This is a genomic window from Flavobacterium mekongense (assembly GCF_047038255.1).
Lineage (GTDB): Bacteria > Bacteroidota > Bacteroidia > Flavobacteriales > Flavobacteriaceae > Flavobacterium > Flavobacterium mekongense.
On record NZ_CP174374.1, the window covers coordinates 226,461 to 243,005 of the forward strand.

Consider the following 16,545-nt stretch of genomic DNA (forward strand, 5'->3'; position numbering starts at 1 on the left):
AAATAAAATTGGAGATTAGCCACACTAAGGAAAACTATTTTAACATTCCTTTAGTGGTTGAGGAAGACAACAATAGGTTTTGTTTTTTACCATTGTTGTTGAATTGAATGATGTTTTGCTGTTCCTCATGTATTTCCGTGAGTATGCTGTTTTCAATTTCAATTTTAGAAATTTTTGCTACATCTTTAATAGTAAGGTAACAAATCACCACATTGTTTTCTTGCTCGTGGCTGTGATAATTGAAGTTTTTATACTGGCCATTGAGATAAATTTTGAACTTGTCTGATAAGTATTTTTTCATCAACGCTACATCTTCAGGCGTTTCCTTTGAGTCACCAACATTAGTTTGTTTTTTATAGGCATTGGCTAAGGCATCATTCAAATCATCCATAAAAATACGAGTAGTAATTTCAAGGCGTTTTTTTTGCGGCATAAAATCTACTTGATAAATCCCTACATAAAAACGATGTACCGACATGGCTGTCAATCCAATAAAAAGAATGACTAAAGCCGATATTTTGATTGCTTTTTTCATAGATTCCTATTCTTTTGCACTTTTTAACAAGGTCAAATATTGGGAAGCCAATTCGCTCAACCTAAACTTGGCCAATCCTTTGTTTTTCTTTTTCATGTACTCATCTAACTTGGTATCATCTGCAATATAATACAGAAATGCCTTGACATACTCTTCAGGAATTTTAAGTCGGTTAGTAAAATACTCATGTTTGAATTGGCTCTCCACTTTAGCCATCAAACGTTCTTTGCGTTCTACTTCCAATTCCTTTTTTAACATCTCGGTTCGCCCAGAAATGGCGTTTAAAATCGGATCTAAACCTATAGAGCCACCGGCCATCATACCCGCTGATGCTGTGGCGTCTAAATCGGTAGCGGTCTTCAATCTTCTTTCAGCCGGTGTATACCTCTTGGCCGGTTTGCTTAATACACCTAATGAAACTGCATTAATATTGCTGTGATCCTTAATTTCTACTTCTTCCAATTCGATTACTTTGGGAGCTAATTGAGTTACAAACAATGACTTCTTTAAATCGGCTTCGGTTACTACTACTTTCTTAGTCGTTGTTTGCAAACTTTTGAATTGCAGAGTATCACCAACTTTAACAAACATGGAATAATTACCGTTTTCATCTGTAGCAGTGGCCGATTCTGACCTAAGATTATACACATTAACTTCTGTTAGCTCCTTTACCGTTGAAATGACTTTACCTTTCAAAAAAACCAATTCATCCGCTTGGGCCAAACCAAGAGAGGCGAAAAGTAAAATGATTAACGTACAAAGTGATTTCATCTGTTGATAGGCTATTTTTTTTCAAAAGTAAGCATACTATTTTGCATCTGCTTGTTGGAGGCTGTTATATTTTGTGGCCAACTCCGTTAAAACAAAAGCAGCCATTACTTTATTCTTGGCAGCCATTGCGGCTACAAACTTAGGCTCATCCACTACATAATACCAAAAACCTTTGACAAATTCTGCCGGAATTTTAAGCTTATTGATACAATAACTAATTCCAAACTGATTTTCTATTCGCTGCAGTAAAGTTTCTTTTCGTTCTACTTCCAACTCCTTCTTCAGCATAGCTGTTCTGCCCGACATCCAATTCAAAAAAGGATCTATACCCACTGAAGCACCGGAACTACCGTCGGTATTGCCTTCTATGCCATCGCCCGAAGCCGTTCTAAGTTTTCGTTCAGCCGGAGTATAATGCTTGGTATTGGGCGAAATAATCCCCAAGTCGACTGCATTGATATGCTTGTACTGTTTAATAACCACTTCATCTAAGCGATTAATCATCGGCTCTAACGAAATTAACAATAGCTTTTGGTTGATGTCGGCTTCGGTAATTACTTTCCTTACTCCTTTTATTTGCAGGGCAGAGAACATCAAGGTATCGCCTACATTAACTTTTATGGTAAAAAAACCTTGATTTTCTGTCGTTACAGCTTTATCAGTATTCAAATTGATAATATAAATACCATCCAAATTAACAGCTTCGGAAGTTACTTTTCCATTGAGTATTTTTTCGGAATTCCTTTGGGCCAAGGCACTATTTCCCAAAAGCACAAACAATATTAAATTTAAAAAGAGTTTCATACACCGATTTTGTTGGGATAAAAATATCGTTCGTCGTTCCTAAATAAATCCCAACAACATGGTAATTTTATGTTAAATAAAAGCAGTAAATAGATTACTTTTGGGGGAGAATCCCAAAAAAAATGAAAAAACTAATTATTGCCAGTACATCAACAGTGCACGGAGGAAGTTATTTGGATTATTTGTTGCCTACATTAGAGCTGCACTTTAAAAATTGTGAAGAGATACTTTTTATACCCTACGCTCGACCGGGCGGTATTTCTCACGACGAATACACTGCTAAAGTTCGTGAAGTGTTCAACACTATTAATTTAGCTGTAAAAGGGTTACATGAATTTGAAAATCCGGTTGAAGCCATTCGGAAAGCACAAGGTATTTTTACAGGAGGCGGCAACACCTTTTTATTGGTAAAACAACTGTACGATAACGAAGTGATGTCGGTTTTAGCCGAAGTTTTAAACCATGGAACGCCCTACTTAGGCACCAGTGCAGGCAGCAATATTACCGGCATCAGTATGCAAACCACGAATGACATGCCGATAGTATATCCGCCAAGTTTCGCAACCTTGGGCGTGATTCCGTTTAATTTGAATCCGCACTACTTAGATCCGGACACCAACAGCAAACACATGGGTGAAACCCGCGAAACCAGAATTAAAGAATTCCATGCTTTCAACACCACCCCAGTTTTAGGGTTACGTGAAGGAAGTTGGTTAGAAGTAAACGGCGACACCATTCTGTTGAAAGGTCCGTTAACTGCCCGATTATTTCTACCCGGAAAAATTGCGGAAGAATTAGCCCCTGAAACTGATTTAACTTTTTTAAGTGCCTGATAAAAGCAACCCTTTAAAACGAAGTTGGAAATAATATGAAATAAAAAAACCTCTAACGCAAATTAGAGGTTTTGGTTTCAGAGCGGAAGACGAGGCTCGAACTCGCGACAACCAGCTTGGAAGGCTGGAGCTCTACCAACTGAGCTACTTCCGCATTATTGTGGGTGCAAATATATAGAATAAGTTTGCTTTGTTGCAAATTTTTTTAAAAAAAATTTACCGCAAAATTGTAGTCAAATTATAACCCAAACAAAACCATTTAGTTATACAATACAGACATGACAACCATCCGAAACATAACTGCGAAAGAAACATATCCTGTGCGACATTCGGTACTTAGAAAAGGTCGGCCTATCACCTCTTGTCATTTTGACGGAGATGACTTGAACACTACCATACATTTCGGATTATTTGAAGACGACATTTTACAAGGCATCATTTCACTATTTGAAAGCTCAAATCACATGTTTGACACAAACCGACAAATCCAAATTAGAGGTATGGCTGTTTTAGAAGACAATCAGGGAAAGGGTTATGGCAAACAATTGGTGCAGCATTGTGAAAAATATTTGGCTGATACCGATTGTGAGTTGATATGGTTTAATGCCCGAGAAAATGCCAAAGGTTTTTACCAAAAATTAGGCTATACCATACACGGAGAACCTTTCAATATTGAAGGCATAGGCATACATTATATTATGTGGAAAAAACTAAGAATTTAGTTTGGAAACTATTTCTTCTTTAGCCGTTGGATGATAAATAAACAAACATGATTTATCCTTGATTACGTTGATGATTTTTTCGTTCATCTCAACCGGTACCGCCGGACAACCTTGGCTTCTGCCTAAGCGTTTGTTTTGTTTGATAAAAGATTCCGAAACATAATCGGCTCCGTGCATCACTACTGCTCTTTCACGTGCCTTATCATTCAATCCTTTTTGCAAACCATCTAATTTAAGTGATAAACCATGCTTGCCGTTGTAAATTTCAGCTGTAACATAAAATCCTAAACTGCTCTGATAAGACTCGGCTTTGTTGGAAAAAGTTTTTGCAAAATCTTCGCCTGTATTTTTACCGTGAGCTACCAAAGTTTGAAATAAGACCTTGTTTTGATCTAAGTCGATTACCCAAAGTCGCTTGGCGGTTGAAGACAAACTGAAGTCAACTAAAGTCAAAATATTTTTCTTAACAATCCCTTTCTCTTTCAACAATTGGAACCCTTCTAAGGCCACTGAGAAACTTTCAAGACTTGGTAAAGCATAGGAATTAGCATCTAACTGATGGTAAACTGCCATTATCTTTGACTCAGCGTCAACAGTAGTTTTATCTGTAGCAAATGACGAATTTACTTTGTCGGGAAAACTGTTGAATGACATCAACAATAGTAAAAACACTAAGAAAAAAGACTTATAATTCATTGAAGTTTATAGGTTTAGCATCAGACATGGGTTAGGCAAATATAAAGCATTATTTAACTAATCCAAATTTTTGTGCTCCAATTAAGCAAATTTTAATCTTTTTAAACCAATGAGAAACAACCAAGTTTTATTGGTTAGGAAAATTGGAATTATCAATTTAATAGTTATTTTTGTTTTACAAACAACGATGTAAATGTCTAATCATTCTTACTTTTTTTTCTGTCTGGCTATACTTTTTTCAAGTGTAGCTGTTGGTCAGAAGAAAACTCTTTTGTCCAAAAGTACCACAGAAAAAATTGTAATAGACGGTAAGTTTAACGAGGCTTCATGGGCAAGTGCCGATATAGCCAAAGACTTTGTAATGATTGAACCTGACAATGGCAAACCCATCGCAGAGGGTAAAAGAACCGAAGTTAAAATCATTTACGACAACAGCGCCATTTATATTGCGGCAACGCTTTACGACGACGAACCTTCAAAAATTTTAAGTGAATTTACCCTTAGAGACGATTTTGCAGTAGCCGATCATTTTGGCGTTTTGCTGAACGGATACAACGACGGACAGCAGGAGTTTCGCTTTTTTGTGAGTGCTGCCGGCGTACAACAAGACGGTGTTTATACGGAAACCTATGGCGAAGATTTTTCTTGGGATGCCATTTGGGACAGCCACGTGGAAATTACCAATTTCGGTTGGACGGTTGAAATGCGAATTCCCTACGCTGCACTTCGATTCCCATCAGAAAAAAAACAAACTTGGGGTTTGAATTTTTATCGTGAAATTCGTCGAGATCGCCAACAATACTCTTGGTCATTATTGGATAGAAAAATCGAAAACGAAAGCATACAAGCCGGTATCTTAGATGGCATTGAAAACATCGAAACCCCTACCCGATTGTTTTTGATTCCCTATGCTTCTCAGTATTTTTATTCCAGCACTTCCCAAAGGACTTACGGAGAATTTCGCGGCGGAATGGACATCAAATACGGAATCAATGATGCCTTTACTTTGGATGCTATTTTGATTCCCGATTTTGGTCAGACGAAATTTGACAACGTAGAATTAAACCTCACAGCTTTTGAACAACAATTTACCGAAAACCGTCCCTTCTTTACCGAAGGAACCGATATGTTCAATAAAGGCGATTTATTATACACCAGAAGAATCGGGGAAACACCGGATTTTTTAACCGTGGCCGATAATGAAACTGTTATAGACCAACCCAGCACCATCAAACTTATCAACGCTTTCAAAGTCTCGGGGCGAACCAAAAACGGATTGGGCATCGGGGTGTTGAATGCGGTTTCTGAAAAAACAAGCGTGCACATCCGGAATGACGACACCAATGAAACCCGACTCGAAACACTTTCGCCTTTAACCAATTACAATGTATTGGTGTTAGACCAACGTTTTCGTAAAAACTCTTCCGTCTCGCTTGTTAACACAAATGTTATGCGTAACGGTGAGTTTCGTGACGCCAATGTTTCCGCTTTAGTTTGGGATTTAAACACCAAGAAAAACACTTACAATCTATCAGGAAATTTCAAGTACAGTTATATCAACAATCATTTTGACTTGGATGATAAAAAAGGCACCAGTGCTTACCTTAACTTAGGGGAAACCAGTGGCAAATACCGTTACAGTATTGGCGGTGTTTATGCCTCTGACGACTTTGACAATAATGACTTAGGTATCAATTTCCAAAACCATTATCACGGATTCTATCTCAACTCAAGTTATCGTATCTTAAACCCTAACAAAGTTTTCAATACTTTTTATGCTTCTTTAAATAATTACGTCGAATTTGACAACAGAACGGGTCGCATTCAATCGGGGAACATGCGCTTGAATTTTAACACTACCGATAAAAAGAATGACTATTACGGTTTTGGCGGAACTGTGAGTCCGGTAAAAGTTTACGATTTTTATGAACCTCGTTCCTTTAATGAGGAAAAGTTTGTCACCATACCGGAAAGTTTCTATGCTTATCTTTATTTCTCTAGTAATTACAACAGAAAATGGGCGTTGGACATTAATCCGTTTGCTACCAAGTTTAACGAAAAAGGGCGAATGAATTACGGTTTCGTTATCAGTCCGAGATACCGTTTCAGTGACCGACTGGCCTTGATTTACAATTTCACTTTCAACCGACAAAACAACAATATCGGCTGGATTGCTTTTGACGAAGATGACAACACCATCTTTGCGCGAAGAAACCGCATAACTTACACCAATACCTTGCAAGCAAAGTATTCCATCAATAACAAAATGAACTTCAACTTGAATGTTCGCCACTATTGGTCGTTTGTAACCAACCACGATATTTTGACCTTACAAGACGACGGCGGTTTTGAGAACAACACAACCTATACCGAAAACCGTAACTCTAATCTCAACTTATGGAATTTAGACTTAACCTATTCTTGGTGGTTCGCTCCCGGCAGTCAGGTATCGGTTTTGTACCGGAATAATTCGAGTTTGTTTAGTAGAGAATTCAACCGACAGTTTGAATCCAATTTCCGTGACGCCTTGAACAATGATAATTTGAACCATGTATTCTCTATCAGTGTTCGTTATTTTATCGATTACAACTCGGTTAAAAATTCGCGTTTTTACAATTCGTTTACCAAACCTAAAACGAGAGAACGCTTCTAAAAAATCAATTTTATACCCTATCTTTGTAGGGTAAAATGCAACTCATGAATAAGAAAGTAATCCTGATGATTTTAGACGGTTGGGGTAAATCGCCCGACCCAAAAGTTTCCGCCATAGACAATGCCAATGTGCCTTTTATCAATGGTTTATACAAGCAATACCCGAATGCCCAATTAAGAACCGATGGCTTAAACGTGGGTTTACCCGAAGGACAAATGGGAAACTCAGAAGTGGGCCACATGAATTTAGGCGCCGGAAGGATCGTGTATCAGGACTTGGCCAAAATCAACTTAGCGGTAGCCAACAAAACCATGGCACAGGAAAAACCTTTGGTGGCTGCTTTTGAATACGCCAAAGCCAACAACAAAGCCGTTCACTTTTTAGGATTGGTTTCCGATGGCGGTGTGCATTCTCATACCTCACATTTGCGCGGTTTGATTGAGGCTTCTCAGGAGTTTGGTTTAGAAAAAGTATTTGTACATGCCTTTACCGACGGTCGAGATGTTGACCCGAAATCGGGCAAAGGATATATTGAAGACCTGGAAAAATTCATCGAAAACACTTCGGTAAAAATAGCTTCAGTAGTTGGTCGTTATTATGCCATGGACCGCGACAAACGTTGGGAACGCGTCAAATTGGCTTACGATTTAGTAGTGAACGGCATGGGAAAACACACGACAAATTTAGCACAAAGTATAGCTGAAAGTTATGCTGAAAACGTAACGGATGAGTTCATTTTGCCTTTGGTGAAAGTAGATGCGAACAACCAACCTTTGGCTGCGATTCAAAACGATGACGTGGTGATTTTCTTCAACTTCAGAACCGATAGAGGTCGCGAATTAACCGAAGCCTTATCCCAAAAGGACTTCCACGAACACAACATGCACAAACTTAATTTGTATTACGTAACGATGACCAATTACGATGATACCTACGAAAACGTGCATGTGATTTACGATAAAGATAACATCACTGAAACCCTGGGCGAAGTATTGGAAAAAGCCGGAAAGAAGCAAATCCGAATTGCCGAAACTGAAAAATATCCGCACGTGACCTTTTTCTTTTCGGGCGGACGCGAAGTGCCGTTTGATGGCGAAACCCGTATTTTGAGAAATTCACCTAAAGTGGCTACTTACGATTTACAACCCGAAATGAGCGCTTACGAACTCAAAGATGCTTTGATTCCGGAATTGGAAAAAGGCAAAGTTGACTTTGTGTGTTTGAATTTTGCCAACGGCGATATGGTGGGTCATACCGGCGTAATGGAAGCTGCCATTAAAGCTTGTGAAGCGGTTGATGTTTGTGTGAAGGAAGTAGTTGAAACGGCCTTAGCTCACGATTATACCACCATTATCATAGCCGATCACGGCAATTGCGAAACCATGATTAACCCGGATGGTTCGCCGAACACGGCGCATACAACAAATCCGGTGCCGATTATTTTGGTTGATAAAGACCATATTAGAGTACATGACGGCGTTTTAGGGGATATTGCTCCAACTATCTTAGAATTGATGGATATTCCGAAACCGGGAGTCATGACCGGAAAATCACTTTTAGTAAGACTATAAAAAAAGCCCCGAAGATTCGGGGCTTTTTTTATTTCAACATTTCGTAATAACTTCTTTCAATGTTTTCCTGATGGTTTGGATGCGCAATTTTCACCATCTCGTCAATGCGTTGCTTAAGGGTTTTACCGTATAAATTAGCTATGCCGTTTTCGGTGATGATGTATTGCACATGAGAACGGGTGGTTACTACGCCGGCGCCTTGTTTAAGGTAAGGCACAATTCGGCTGTCCCCTCTTTTGGTAATGGAAGGCAAAGCAATAATGGCTTTTCCGCCCTCACTGAGAGAAGCACCACGAATAAAATCCATTTGGCCACCTACTCCGGAATACATATTGGCTCCGATGGAATCCGCACAAACCTGACCGGTAACATCCACTTCAATGGCCGAATTAATAGCCACCATTTTAGGATTTTTTCGAATGCGCGCGGTATCGTTCACCATGGAAGATTCTTTCATTTCGATAAACGGATTGTCGCTTACAAAATCGTACAATCGTTTGGAACCTATTAAAAACGTAGCCAAAACGCGACCGCGCAAGGTCCCTTTGTAATTACAATTGATGACATCGCTTTCGATTAAATCGATAACACCGTCGGAGAACATTTCCGTATGCAAGCCTAAATCTTTGTGGTTTTTTAATTTACTCAAAGCCGCATTGGGTATCGAACCGATTCCCATTTGCAAGGTGCTTCGGTCTTCAATTAGAGACGCGACGTACTCCCCGATTTTCTCTTCTTCTTTGGAAAAAGGCGTTGGTTCGTGACCAAAAATAGGCTCATTGACTTCCACCAAATAATCGATTTCAGATTCGTGCAGTATACCGTCACCGAAGGTTCTCGGCATTTGCGGATTGACTTGCGCAATAACAATCTTGGCGTTTTCTATGGCAGCCACAGTAGCTTCAACCGAAACTCCTAACGAACAATAGCCATGTCTGTCGGGTGGCGAAACATGGATAAAAGCCACATCTATCAGCAAAACTTTTTTGCGAAACAAATGAGGCAATTCACTTAAAAATACCGGTGTATAAGAACCGTTTCCTGCTTTTAAAGTATGACGCACATTGGCTCCGATAAAAAAAGAATTCACATGAAAACTATCGGCTAAATCGGGATTGGCATAAGGCGCATTGCCTTCGGTGTGTAAATGACAAACCTCAACATTCCTTAACTCGGCGGCTCTATCGGAGAGCGCTTGAGTTAAAACTGAGGGCGTAGCTGCTGCCGCTTGAACATACACTCGGTCGTTGGACTTGACTACTTTAACTGCTTCTGCAGCGGTAACATATTTGCTCATAACTAAAAAATTTTGTTCAAAATTATGGCCCAAAACCTTATAAAAATATGACATTTCTCATAAAGCAGCATTTGAAACATGTTTAAATAAAAGTTAAAATTTCAATATTAATAGTTTTACTATTATCTTTGCAATCAAATACATTAAAATCCAATAGCTATGAAAAAGGTTGTGATTTTGTTTTTAGGGTTGCTCACCGGGATAAACAGTTTGTCCGCACAATCTAATCCGGTAGCCGAAACCAAAAGATTTGTGAGTTTGGGTGAAGCTTTACTATCGCCCAAAGAAGTTATTAGTTTGGACTTAAGCAATCAGAAAATCAGTTTAGATGATATCGATTGGTCCATTTTTTCAAACTTGGAGTATTTGAGTTTGAAAAACGATAATTTAACTGTGGTTCCGGAAGGCCTTTCCAAACTAACCAACTTGAAAAAACTGGATTTGAGCGGCAACAACTTTAAAGTTTTACCCAAAACCTTGAAAAGCTTATCCAAATTAGAAGTGCTGTACTTGAATGACGAAAAGCAATTTGATTTAGAGAAAAGCATGGATGTTTTGAGCAATTTAAACAACTTGAAAGAGCTGCATTTGGAAAACGACAAACTGCAAACGCTTCCCAAACAGTTTGACAAAATGAAATCCTTGGAAATACTTTATTTGAACGACAACGATTTTATGGAATTGCCCAAACAAATTATGCAGCTGGATCATTTGCGTTTTTTGGATTTTAAGAACAATAAAGTCGATGCCAACTTGCAAGAATTAAAAAATTTAAACTTCGGATTTAAAATCAACTTATAATTATGATGACAGAAGCCATTATTCCGTTATTATCTTTGATTGCCTTAGAAGTAATTCTGGGGATTGACAACATTATTTTCATCTCTATTTTAGCCGATAAACTACCCGAAAGCCAACGCAACAAACTAAGGTTTTGGGGAATCGGATTGGCGTTGATTATGCGTTTGTGCTTATTGGCCTTGATTTCCTGGATTTTAAAATTGGACCAAACCTTGTTCCGCATATCGGACATCGATTTTACCGGCAAAGGGCTTATTTTAATTGTTGGCGGATTGTTTCTGATTTACAAAAGTACCAAAGAGATTTACCACAAAACTGAAGCTTTACAATCCAATGAACCCATAGCCATTAAAAAGGCGTCTTTTGGGAAACTTTTGGGCGAAGTAGTTTTGTTGGACTTGGTTTTCTCTATCGATTCAATCATCACGGCAGTTGGCATGGTGCAACAGCTTTGGGTAATGTACACGGCGGTAATTGTTACAGTGGTGATTATGTTAGCTGCCGCCAAACCCATCAGTGAGTTTATTGCCAAACACCCATCTTTTAAAATATTGGCGTTGTGTTTTTTAATGATGATTGGTGTTTCTCTTATTGCAGAAGGACTTCATTTTGAAATTCCGAAAGGCTATATCTATTTCTCGATGGCATTTGCTTTTTTAGTTGATGTCATTCAAATGAAAACAATCAAATCGGTTCCTCATAAATAAAAAAATATGAATAGTATCTTATCTAATATTACAATTACGGTAAATCCGAAACTATTTGTAAAAAATCCTGAAACCTCAGATTTGGGTAAAAAAATCATTGAAAAAAGTATTCTTTTAATGGATGAAATTGGCTTTGAAAATTTCACTTTTAAAAAATTGGGAGAACAAATAGGTTCTAATGAAAGCTCTATCTATCGCTATTTCGAAAGCAAACACAAACTGTTATTGTATTTGTCTTCTTGGTATTGGGGTTGGTTGGAATACCGCATGGTAATTTCGACTACCAATATTCCTGATCCGATGGAAAAACTAAAAAGAGCCATTACCATAGTTACCGAGAAAATTGAGGATGATTCAGCAACCATCCATATTAACGAGTCTGTTTTAAACAAAATCATCATAGCCGAATTCACCAAAACATTGCTAACCAAAGAAGTAGATGAAGAAAACAAAGAAGGTTTCTTTTTGGTTTACAAAAGGGTCATCAATCGAATCATCGACATCATTCAAGAAGTGAATCCTGAATATGCTTTTGCTAAAAGTTTGGCCTCTTCTATAGTCGAAGGTTCGTTACACCAACATTTTTTAAAAGACCATTTGAAAACCATAACCAATTGTAATGACAACAATTCACCAACCCAATTTTATATTGATTTGGTTCAAAAAATCTTAAGTAAATAACTATGGCATTAACAGCGTCTCAAAGGTTAATTAACCTACTCAAACTCGACCGTAAAGACATCACACAGGTATTTTTTTATGCCATCTTTGCCGGATTGGTAAGCTTGTCCTTACCGCTTGGAATTCAAGCTATTATCAACTTAATTCAATCCGGAAGAGTAAGTGTCTCTTGGATAGTCTTGGTTTTCATTGTAATTGCCGGTGTAGCATTGGTCGGTATTCTATCATTAATGCAATTGCGCATCACAGAGAATTTACAACAAAAAATATTCATTCGCTCTTCGTTTGAATTTGGCTTTCGCTTGCCTAAAATCAAAACAGAGGCCTTACACAATCAATATCCGCCCGAATTAGCCAATCGCTTTTTTGATACTTTGACCATTCAAAAAGGAGCTTCAAAATTGTTAATCGACTTTTCTTCGGCTTTGCTCCAAATTGTCTTCGGAATTATATTATTGTCTTTATACCATCCGTTTTTTATCTTCTTTGGTATCTTTTTGATGCTATTGTTGTACATCATTTTCAAATTCTCGTTCAACTCGGGTTTGTCCAGCAGTTTAAAAGAATCGAAATATAAGTATAAGGTCGTGAGTTGGTTACAGGAAATGGCTCGAAACAATTTTAGTTTCAAAAAAACTTCTAATTTCGACTTTGCCTTAACAAAAAACGACCGTTTGGTGTCGGAGTATTTAACCCATCGTGAAAGACACTTTGGCGTTATCAAAAGACAGTACACCCAATTGATCGTTTTTAAAATCATCATTACAGCCGGTTTATTGCTCATTGGCGGCTATTTGGTGCTGAACCAAAAAATGAACATCGGTCAGTTTGTTGCTGCAGAAATCATCATCTTGTTGGTCATTAATTCGGTAGAAAAAATTATTATCGGTTTGGAAACCTTGTATGATGTATTGACAGCGGTTGAAAAAATTGGTCAAATAACCGATTTAGACATCGAAGAATCTTCCACTAAACCGGCGGATTTTTGCTACACCAATATCCAATTGGCTGCAGAGAATTTAAGCTTCAAATTCCCCGATGCCACCGATTATGTACTGGAAAAGATAAACCTCACCATCGAACAATCGGAAAAAATTTATTTAGAAGGCAACAACGGTTCGGGAAAAACCACCTTAATCAGAATTCTATCCGGTTTAATGAAGCCAACTTCAGGTTCGTTTTACATCAATGATGACACTTACAGAAAAATCGATTTGGAGCAATATCGTTCTCAAATCAACACCATAATTACGGGTGAAACACCGTTTGAAGGCACTATATTAGAAAACATCACTTTCAACAACCCGTTGATTTCTCAGGAAGATTTAAAATGGGCGATAGACAGCGTTAAGTTGGGCGACTTTATCAAATCGTTACCCAAAGGTTTGGATACCAAAATTTATCCCGAAGGAAAACAATTGTCTTCTTCTAATGCCCAAAAAATCTTGTTGGCCCGAAGTATTATCAATCGCCCGAAGATTTTATTCTATGAAGATGCTTTGGATAAAATGGACTATGATGCCGCTCAGGAAGTGATTGATTTTATCACTTCAAACGAGAACAAATGGACGCTGATTGTTTCCTCTAAAAACGACTATTGGAAACAAAAATGCACGCGTAAAATAACCATGAGCGAAGGAAAAATTATTAACGACACTAAACAATAATCAAGATGCTTAATATTTCTAACAACAATCGAATTGGCGAAAACATAGAAAAATACAGCACCTTTAAAACGCTGAGTGATCGCCCGCATTACAAAATTTTGAATAAAATTATTGTTGGCGTTTCCTTATTTGGCTTATTGATTTTGTTTTTGCCTTGGACACAAAACATCTCAGGTTCGGGGGCAGTAACGACATTAAAACCGGATCAAAGACCGCAAACCATTCATTCAGCCATAGCCGGTAGAATAGAAAAATGGTATGTTAAAGAAGGTGATTTTGTGCAAAAAGGCGACACTATTTTGTTCATATCGGAAACCAAAGAAGATTACCTCGATCCGAATTTGGTTAAAAACACCGAAAGCCAACTCAAAGCCAAAGAACTCGCTGAAAAATCCTATGGTGGCAAAGTAGTTTCTTTGGAAGGACAAATAGCGGCAATCCGCAACGAACGCCAACTCAAATTACAACAAGCCAACAACAAAATCCGTCAAGCCATCTTAAAAGTCAAAAGTGACAGTATGGATTTGGTAGCGGTAAGAACGCAGATTAAAATTGCCACTACTCAGTTCAATCGTTCCTTAGCTTTAAACAAAGAAGGCTTAAAACCAATGACCGATGTGGAAGAAAAACGCTTGAAGTTGCAAGAAACCGAAGCCAAAATCATCACACAGGAAAACAAATTATTGGCCAGCGAAAACGAATTGATTAATGCCAAAGTAGAAGTTAATCGTATCATAGCCGAATACAATGAAAAAGAGCAAAAAGCGAGCAGCGACAGGTTTACGGCCTTAAGTAGTCAATACGATACTGAAGCTCAAGTAAACAAACTGAAAAACCAATACACCAATTACCAAATCCGAAACGGCATGTATTACATCAAAGCACCGCAAAGTGGTTATGTAAACCGTGCGTTGCAATCGGGTATTGGTGAAACTATTAAAGAAGGCACTCAAATTGTTAGCATCATGCCGGCCAAATACGACATCGCTGTAGAAACTTTTGTTTCGGCTACCGATTTGCCTTTATTACACAAAGGAGAAAAAGTCCGAATTTGGTTCGACGGTTGGCCTACTATTGTATTCTCGGGTTGGCCAAACTTGTCCTATGGTACTTTCGGTGGTAAAATTGTAGCCATCGAAAACTTTATCAGTGATAACGGTAAATTCCGCGTTTTGATTGCCCCGGATGAAAACGAAGCACCTTGGCCTAAACAAATCAGCATCGGTTCGGGTGCACAAACCTTAGCTTTGCTCGACAATGTTCCGGTTTGGTTTGAAATATGGCGAACCCTTAACGGCTTTCCACCTAACTATTACCAGCCTAAAAACAATACTCAAAAAGACAAAAAATAATGAAATCGCTTCTCATAGGTTTTTTACTGTTCGGGTTTTCGGTTTGGAGTCAAAACACTTCCAAAGAACTCACCTATAATGAGTTTTTAGGTTATGTCAAAAAATATCATCCTTTGGTTAAAAGTGCCAATTTAGAAATCAATCAGGCACAAGCCAATTTAATGATGGCGCGCGGTGGTTTCGACCCGAAAATTGAAGTCGATTTTGAACAAAAGAAATTCAAAGACAACCAATACTACTCGATTTTAAACAGCAGTTTTAAAATCCCGACTTGGTACGGCGTAGAAATTAAAGCGGGCTTCGATAACAACGAAGGTATTTACCTCAATCCGGAAAACACAGTTCCTAATCAAGGTTTGACATCTTTGGGAATTTCTGTGCCTTTGGGACAAGGTTTATTTATCAACCAAAGAATGGCCGATTTGCGTAAGGCTAAAATTCAGGTAAAATTGAGTCAAGCCGAAAGAAATTTAATGGCCGTTTCGGTTTTATACGACGCTTCGGTGGCCTATTTCAATTGGAAACGAAACCACAACGAAGTTACACTATATCAAACCTATCTCAACAATGCCAACATTCGTTATCAAGGCATCGCCAAGTCGATTGAACAAGGCGACAAACCGGCTATTGACAGCGTAGAAGCCGGCATTATTGTTAGAAACAGAAAATTGAGTTTGGAAGAATCACAGTTGAAACTGGCCAAAGCCAAATTGGAGTTGGCCAACTTCCTGTGGTTGGAAAACAATGTTCCACTCGAATTACAAGACGACATCATTCCTGAAGAAAATTTAGTGCTTACCATTAAAGAAACCTTGCGAACCAACGACTTAATGTTGGACAATCCATCTTTAGAAAACCATCCGAAGATTAACGCTTTGGAGCAAAAAATCGAAATGCTCGATGTGGAGCGAAAACTCAAAGCCAATATGTTGTTGCCGAGAATCGATTTAGGCTATTCGTATTTGTCCGAACCAAGATACTTTGACAATTATCGATTTCAAGATTACAAAGTCGGCTTAAACTTTTACTTCCCGCTTTTTTTGCGAAAAGAACGCGGCAGTTTGCAATTGGCCAAGCTGAAGTTACAAGATGTAAAATTCGATTTGGATTTGGAGCGGGTATCATTGAAAAACAAAATCAAAGCACAACAAACCGAAATCAATTCGCTGGAGAAACAAAAACAACTCATCGAGAGTTTGGTCACCGATTATAACACCATGTTAACTTCGGAAGAACGGTTATTTACCTTTGGAGAAAGCTCGATTTTTTTAATCAATACGCGTGAAAACAACTTAGTATCCGCCCAATTGTCGAAACTGTTAATCGAAAACCGTTACTTCGATTCGAATGCCAAACTGTTTAAAATCATGGCCAATCCTGAATAAGTAAACGTAAAATAATTACTTTTGCAACCTCATTCACGGCAACAAGCCCAATGCAAAAGTTAAATTACAG

15 protein-coding genes and 1 tRNA gene are annotated in these 16,545 nt (G+C 38.2%); 10 read left to right on the forward strand and 6 right to left on the reverse strand.

Going from position 1 to position 16,545, the window contains the following annotated elements; translation table 11 throughout:
• Positions 1-34 precede the first annotated feature (34 nt).
• From ACJG85_RS00855 to ACJG85_RS00865, 3 genes are read right to left on the reverse strand one after another with little or no spacing between them, the layout of a single operon-like run.
• Positions 35-535: a DUF6702 family protein gene (locus ACJG85_RS00855; RefSeq protein ID WP_412464606.1), complete on the reverse strand. Its 501-nt coding sequence runs from the start codon at positions 533-535 to the stop codon at positions 35-37.
• 6 nt (positions 536-541) lie between these two features.
• Complete coding sequence (locus ACJG85_RS00860) at positions 542-1,306, reverse strand: hypothetical protein (RefSeq protein WP_412476709.1); 765 nt, start codon at positions 1,304-1,306, stop codon at positions 542-544.
• A 36-nt stretch (positions 1,307-1,342) separates the two neighbouring features.
• Positions 1,343-2,110: a hypothetical protein gene (locus tag ACJG85_RS00865; RefSeq protein ID WP_412464608.1), complete on the reverse strand. Its 768-nt coding sequence runs from the start codon at positions 2,108-2,110 to the stop codon at positions 1,343-1,345.
• Positions 2,111-2,232: 122 nt separating this feature from the next.
• Between ACJG85_RS00865 and pepE the strand changes: the two genes are divergently transcribed.
• Positions 2,233-2,943 (forward strand): dipeptidase PepE, encoded by a 711-nt coding sequence (gene pepE / locus ACJG85_RS00870; protein ID WP_412476710.1) that lies wholly within the window; start codon positions 2,233-2,235, stop codon positions 2,941-2,943.
• Between the two features lie 81 nt (positions 2,944-3,024).
• Here the strand turns inward: pepE and ACJG85_RS00875 are convergent.
• Positions 3,025-3,097, reverse strand: a tRNA-Gly gene (locus ACJG85_RS00875).
• Between the two features lie 124 nt (positions 3,098-3,221).
• Between ACJG85_RS00875 and ACJG85_RS00880 the strand changes: the two genes are divergently transcribed.
• Positions 3,222-3,665 carry a GNAT family N-acetyltransferase gene (locus ACJG85_RS00880; RefSeq protein ID WP_412464610.1) on the forward strand — a complete coding sequence of 148 codons (444 nt, stop codon included), beginning with the start codon at positions 3,222-3,224 and terminating at the stop codon, positions 3,663-3,665.
• Here the strand turns inward: ACJG85_RS00880 and ACJG85_RS00885 are convergent.
• Positions 3,654-4,361, reverse strand: a complete 708-nt coding sequence (locus tag ACJG85_RS00885; RefSeq protein WP_409676553.1) for a murein L,D-transpeptidase catalytic domain family protein — start codon at positions 4,359-4,361, stop codon at positions 3,654-3,656. The genes ACJG85_RS00880 and ACJG85_RS00885 overlap by 12 nt on opposite strands.
• 193 nt (positions 4,362-4,554) lie before the next feature.
• On the opposite strand from ACJG85_RS00885, the gene ACJG85_RS00890 reads away from it, so the two are divergent.
• Together ACJG85_RS00890 and gpmI are read left to right on the forward strand one after the other, a co-directional pair.
• On the forward strand, positions 4,555-7,014 hold the full coding sequence (locus tag ACJG85_RS00890) for a DUF5916 domain-containing protein (RefSeq protein ID WP_412476711.1): 2,460 nt from the start codon (positions 4,555-4,557) through the stop codon (positions 7,012-7,014).
• 44 nt (positions 7,015-7,058) lie between these two features.
• Positions 7,059-8,585, forward strand: coding sequence for a 2,3-bisphosphoglycerate-independent phosphoglycerate mutase (gpmI, locus tag ACJG85_RS00895; RefSeq protein ID WP_412476712.1), 1,527 nt, complete (start codon positions 7,059-7,061; stop codon positions 8,583-8,585).
• A 28-nt stretch (positions 8,586-8,613) separates the two neighbouring features.
• Here gpmI and ACJG85_RS00900 read toward each other — a convergent pair whose 3' ends face one another.
• The gene (locus ACJG85_RS00900) at positions 8,614-9,882 is read right to left on the reverse strand and encodes an acetyl-CoA hydrolase/transferase family protein (RefSeq protein WP_409676544.1); all 1,269 of its coding nucleotides are present in this window, start codon (positions 9,880-9,882) and stop codon (positions 8,614-8,616) included.
• Between the two features lie 159 nt (positions 9,883-10,041).
• Here ACJG85_RS00900 and ACJG85_RS00905 point away from each other — a divergent pair, with 159 nt between their 5' ends.
• Genes ACJG85_RS00905 through ACJG85_RS00930 form a run of 6 tightly spaced genes read left to right on the forward strand, consistent with a single transcriptional unit; the run spans position 10,042 to position 16,475 of the window.
• Positions 10,042-10,683, forward strand: coding sequence for a leucine-rich repeat domain-containing protein (locus ACJG85_RS00905; RefSeq protein ID WP_412476713.1), 642 nt, complete (start codon positions 10,042-10,044; stop codon positions 10,681-10,683).
• A 2-nt stretch (positions 10,684-10,685) separates the two neighbouring features.
• Complete coding sequence (locus ACJG85_RS00910; protein ID WP_409676538.1) at positions 10,686-11,390, forward strand: TerC family protein; 705 nt, start codon at positions 10,686-10,688, stop codon at positions 11,388-11,390.
• Between the two features lie 6 nt (positions 11,391-11,396).
• Positions 11,397-12,071 carry a TetR/AcrR family transcriptional regulator gene (locus ACJG85_RS00915; RefSeq protein WP_409676535.1) on the forward strand — a complete coding sequence of 225 codons (675 nt, stop codon included), beginning with the start codon at positions 11,397-11,399 and terminating at the stop codon, positions 12,069-12,071.
• A 2-nt stretch (positions 12,072-12,073) separates the two neighbouring features.
• Complete coding sequence (locus tag ACJG85_RS00920; protein ID WP_409676532.1) at positions 12,074-13,738, forward strand: peptidase domain-containing ABC transporter; 1,665 nt, start codon at positions 12,074-12,076, stop codon at positions 13,736-13,738.
• A 5-nt stretch (positions 13,739-13,743) separates the two neighbouring features.
• On the forward strand, positions 13,744-15,090 hold the full coding sequence (locus ACJG85_RS00925) for an HlyD family secretion protein (protein ID WP_409676529.1): 1,347 nt from the start codon (positions 13,744-13,746) through the stop codon (positions 15,088-15,090).
• Complete coding sequence (locus ACJG85_RS00930; protein WP_412464614.1) at positions 15,090-16,475, forward strand: TolC family protein; 1,386 nt, start codon at positions 15,090-15,092, stop codon at positions 16,473-16,475. Before ACJG85_RS00925 ends, ACJG85_RS00930 begins: the two co-directional genes overlap by 1 nt.
• The last annotated feature ends 70 nt before the right edge of the window (positions 16,476-16,545 follow it).

Bases quoted from the DNA above. Each gene is read 5' to 3' on its own strand.
- ACJG85_RS00855 (WP_412464606.1), bottom strand. From the start codon at position 535: ATGAAAAAAGCAATCAAAATATCGGCTTTAGTCATTCTTTTTATTGGA.
- ACJG85_RS00860 (WP_412476709.1), bottom strand. From the start codon at position 1,306: ATGAAATCACTTTGTACGTTAATCATTTTACTTTTCGCCTCTCTTGGT.
- ACJG85_RS00865 (WP_412464608.1), bottom strand. From the start codon at position 2,110: ATGAAACTCTTTTTAAATTTAATATTGTTTGTGCTTTTGGGAAATAGT.
- pepE (WP_412476710.1), top strand. From the start codon at position 2,233: ATGAAAAAACTAATTATTGCCAGTACATCAACAGTGCACGGAGGAAGT.
- ACJG85_RS00880 (WP_412464610.1), top strand. From the start codon at position 3,222: ATGACAACCATCCGAAACATAACTGCGAAAGAAACATATCCTGTGCGA.
- ACJG85_RS00885 (WP_409676553.1), bottom strand. From the start codon at position 4,361: ATGAATTATAAGTCTTTTTTCTTAGTGTTTTTACTATTGTTGATGTCA.
- ACJG85_RS00890 (WP_412476711.1), top strand. From the start codon at position 4,555: ATGTCTAATCATTCTTACTTTTTTTTCTGTCTGGCTATACTTTTTTCA.
- gpmI (WP_412476712.1), top strand. From the start codon at position 7,059: ATGAATAAGAAAGTAATCCTGATGATTTTAGACGGTTGGGGTAAATCG.
- ACJG85_RS00900 (WP_409676544.1), bottom strand. From the start codon at position 9,882: ATGAGCAAATATGTTACCGCTGCAGAAGCAGTTAAAGTAGTCAAGTCC.
- ACJG85_RS00905 (WP_412476713.1), top strand. From the start codon at position 10,042: ATGAAAAAGGTTGTGATTTTGTTTTTAGGGTTGCTCACCGGGATAAAC.
- ACJG85_RS00910 (WP_409676538.1), top strand. From the start codon at position 10,686: ATGATGACAGAAGCCATTATTCCGTTATTATCTTTGATTGCCTTAGAA.
- ACJG85_RS00915 (WP_409676535.1), top strand. From the start codon at position 11,397: ATGAATAGTATCTTATCTAATATTACAATTACGGTAAATCCGAAACTA.
- ACJG85_RS00920 (WP_409676532.1), top strand. From the start codon at position 12,074: ATGGCATTAACAGCGTCTCAAAGGTTAATTAACCTACTCAAACTCGAC.
- ACJG85_RS00925 (WP_409676529.1), top strand. From the start codon at position 13,744: ATGCTTAATATTTCTAACAACAATCGAATTGGCGAAAACATAGAAAAA.
- ACJG85_RS00930 (WP_412464614.1), top strand. From the start codon at position 15,090: ATGAAATCGCTTCTCATAGGTTTTTTACTGTTCGGGTTTTCGGTTTGG.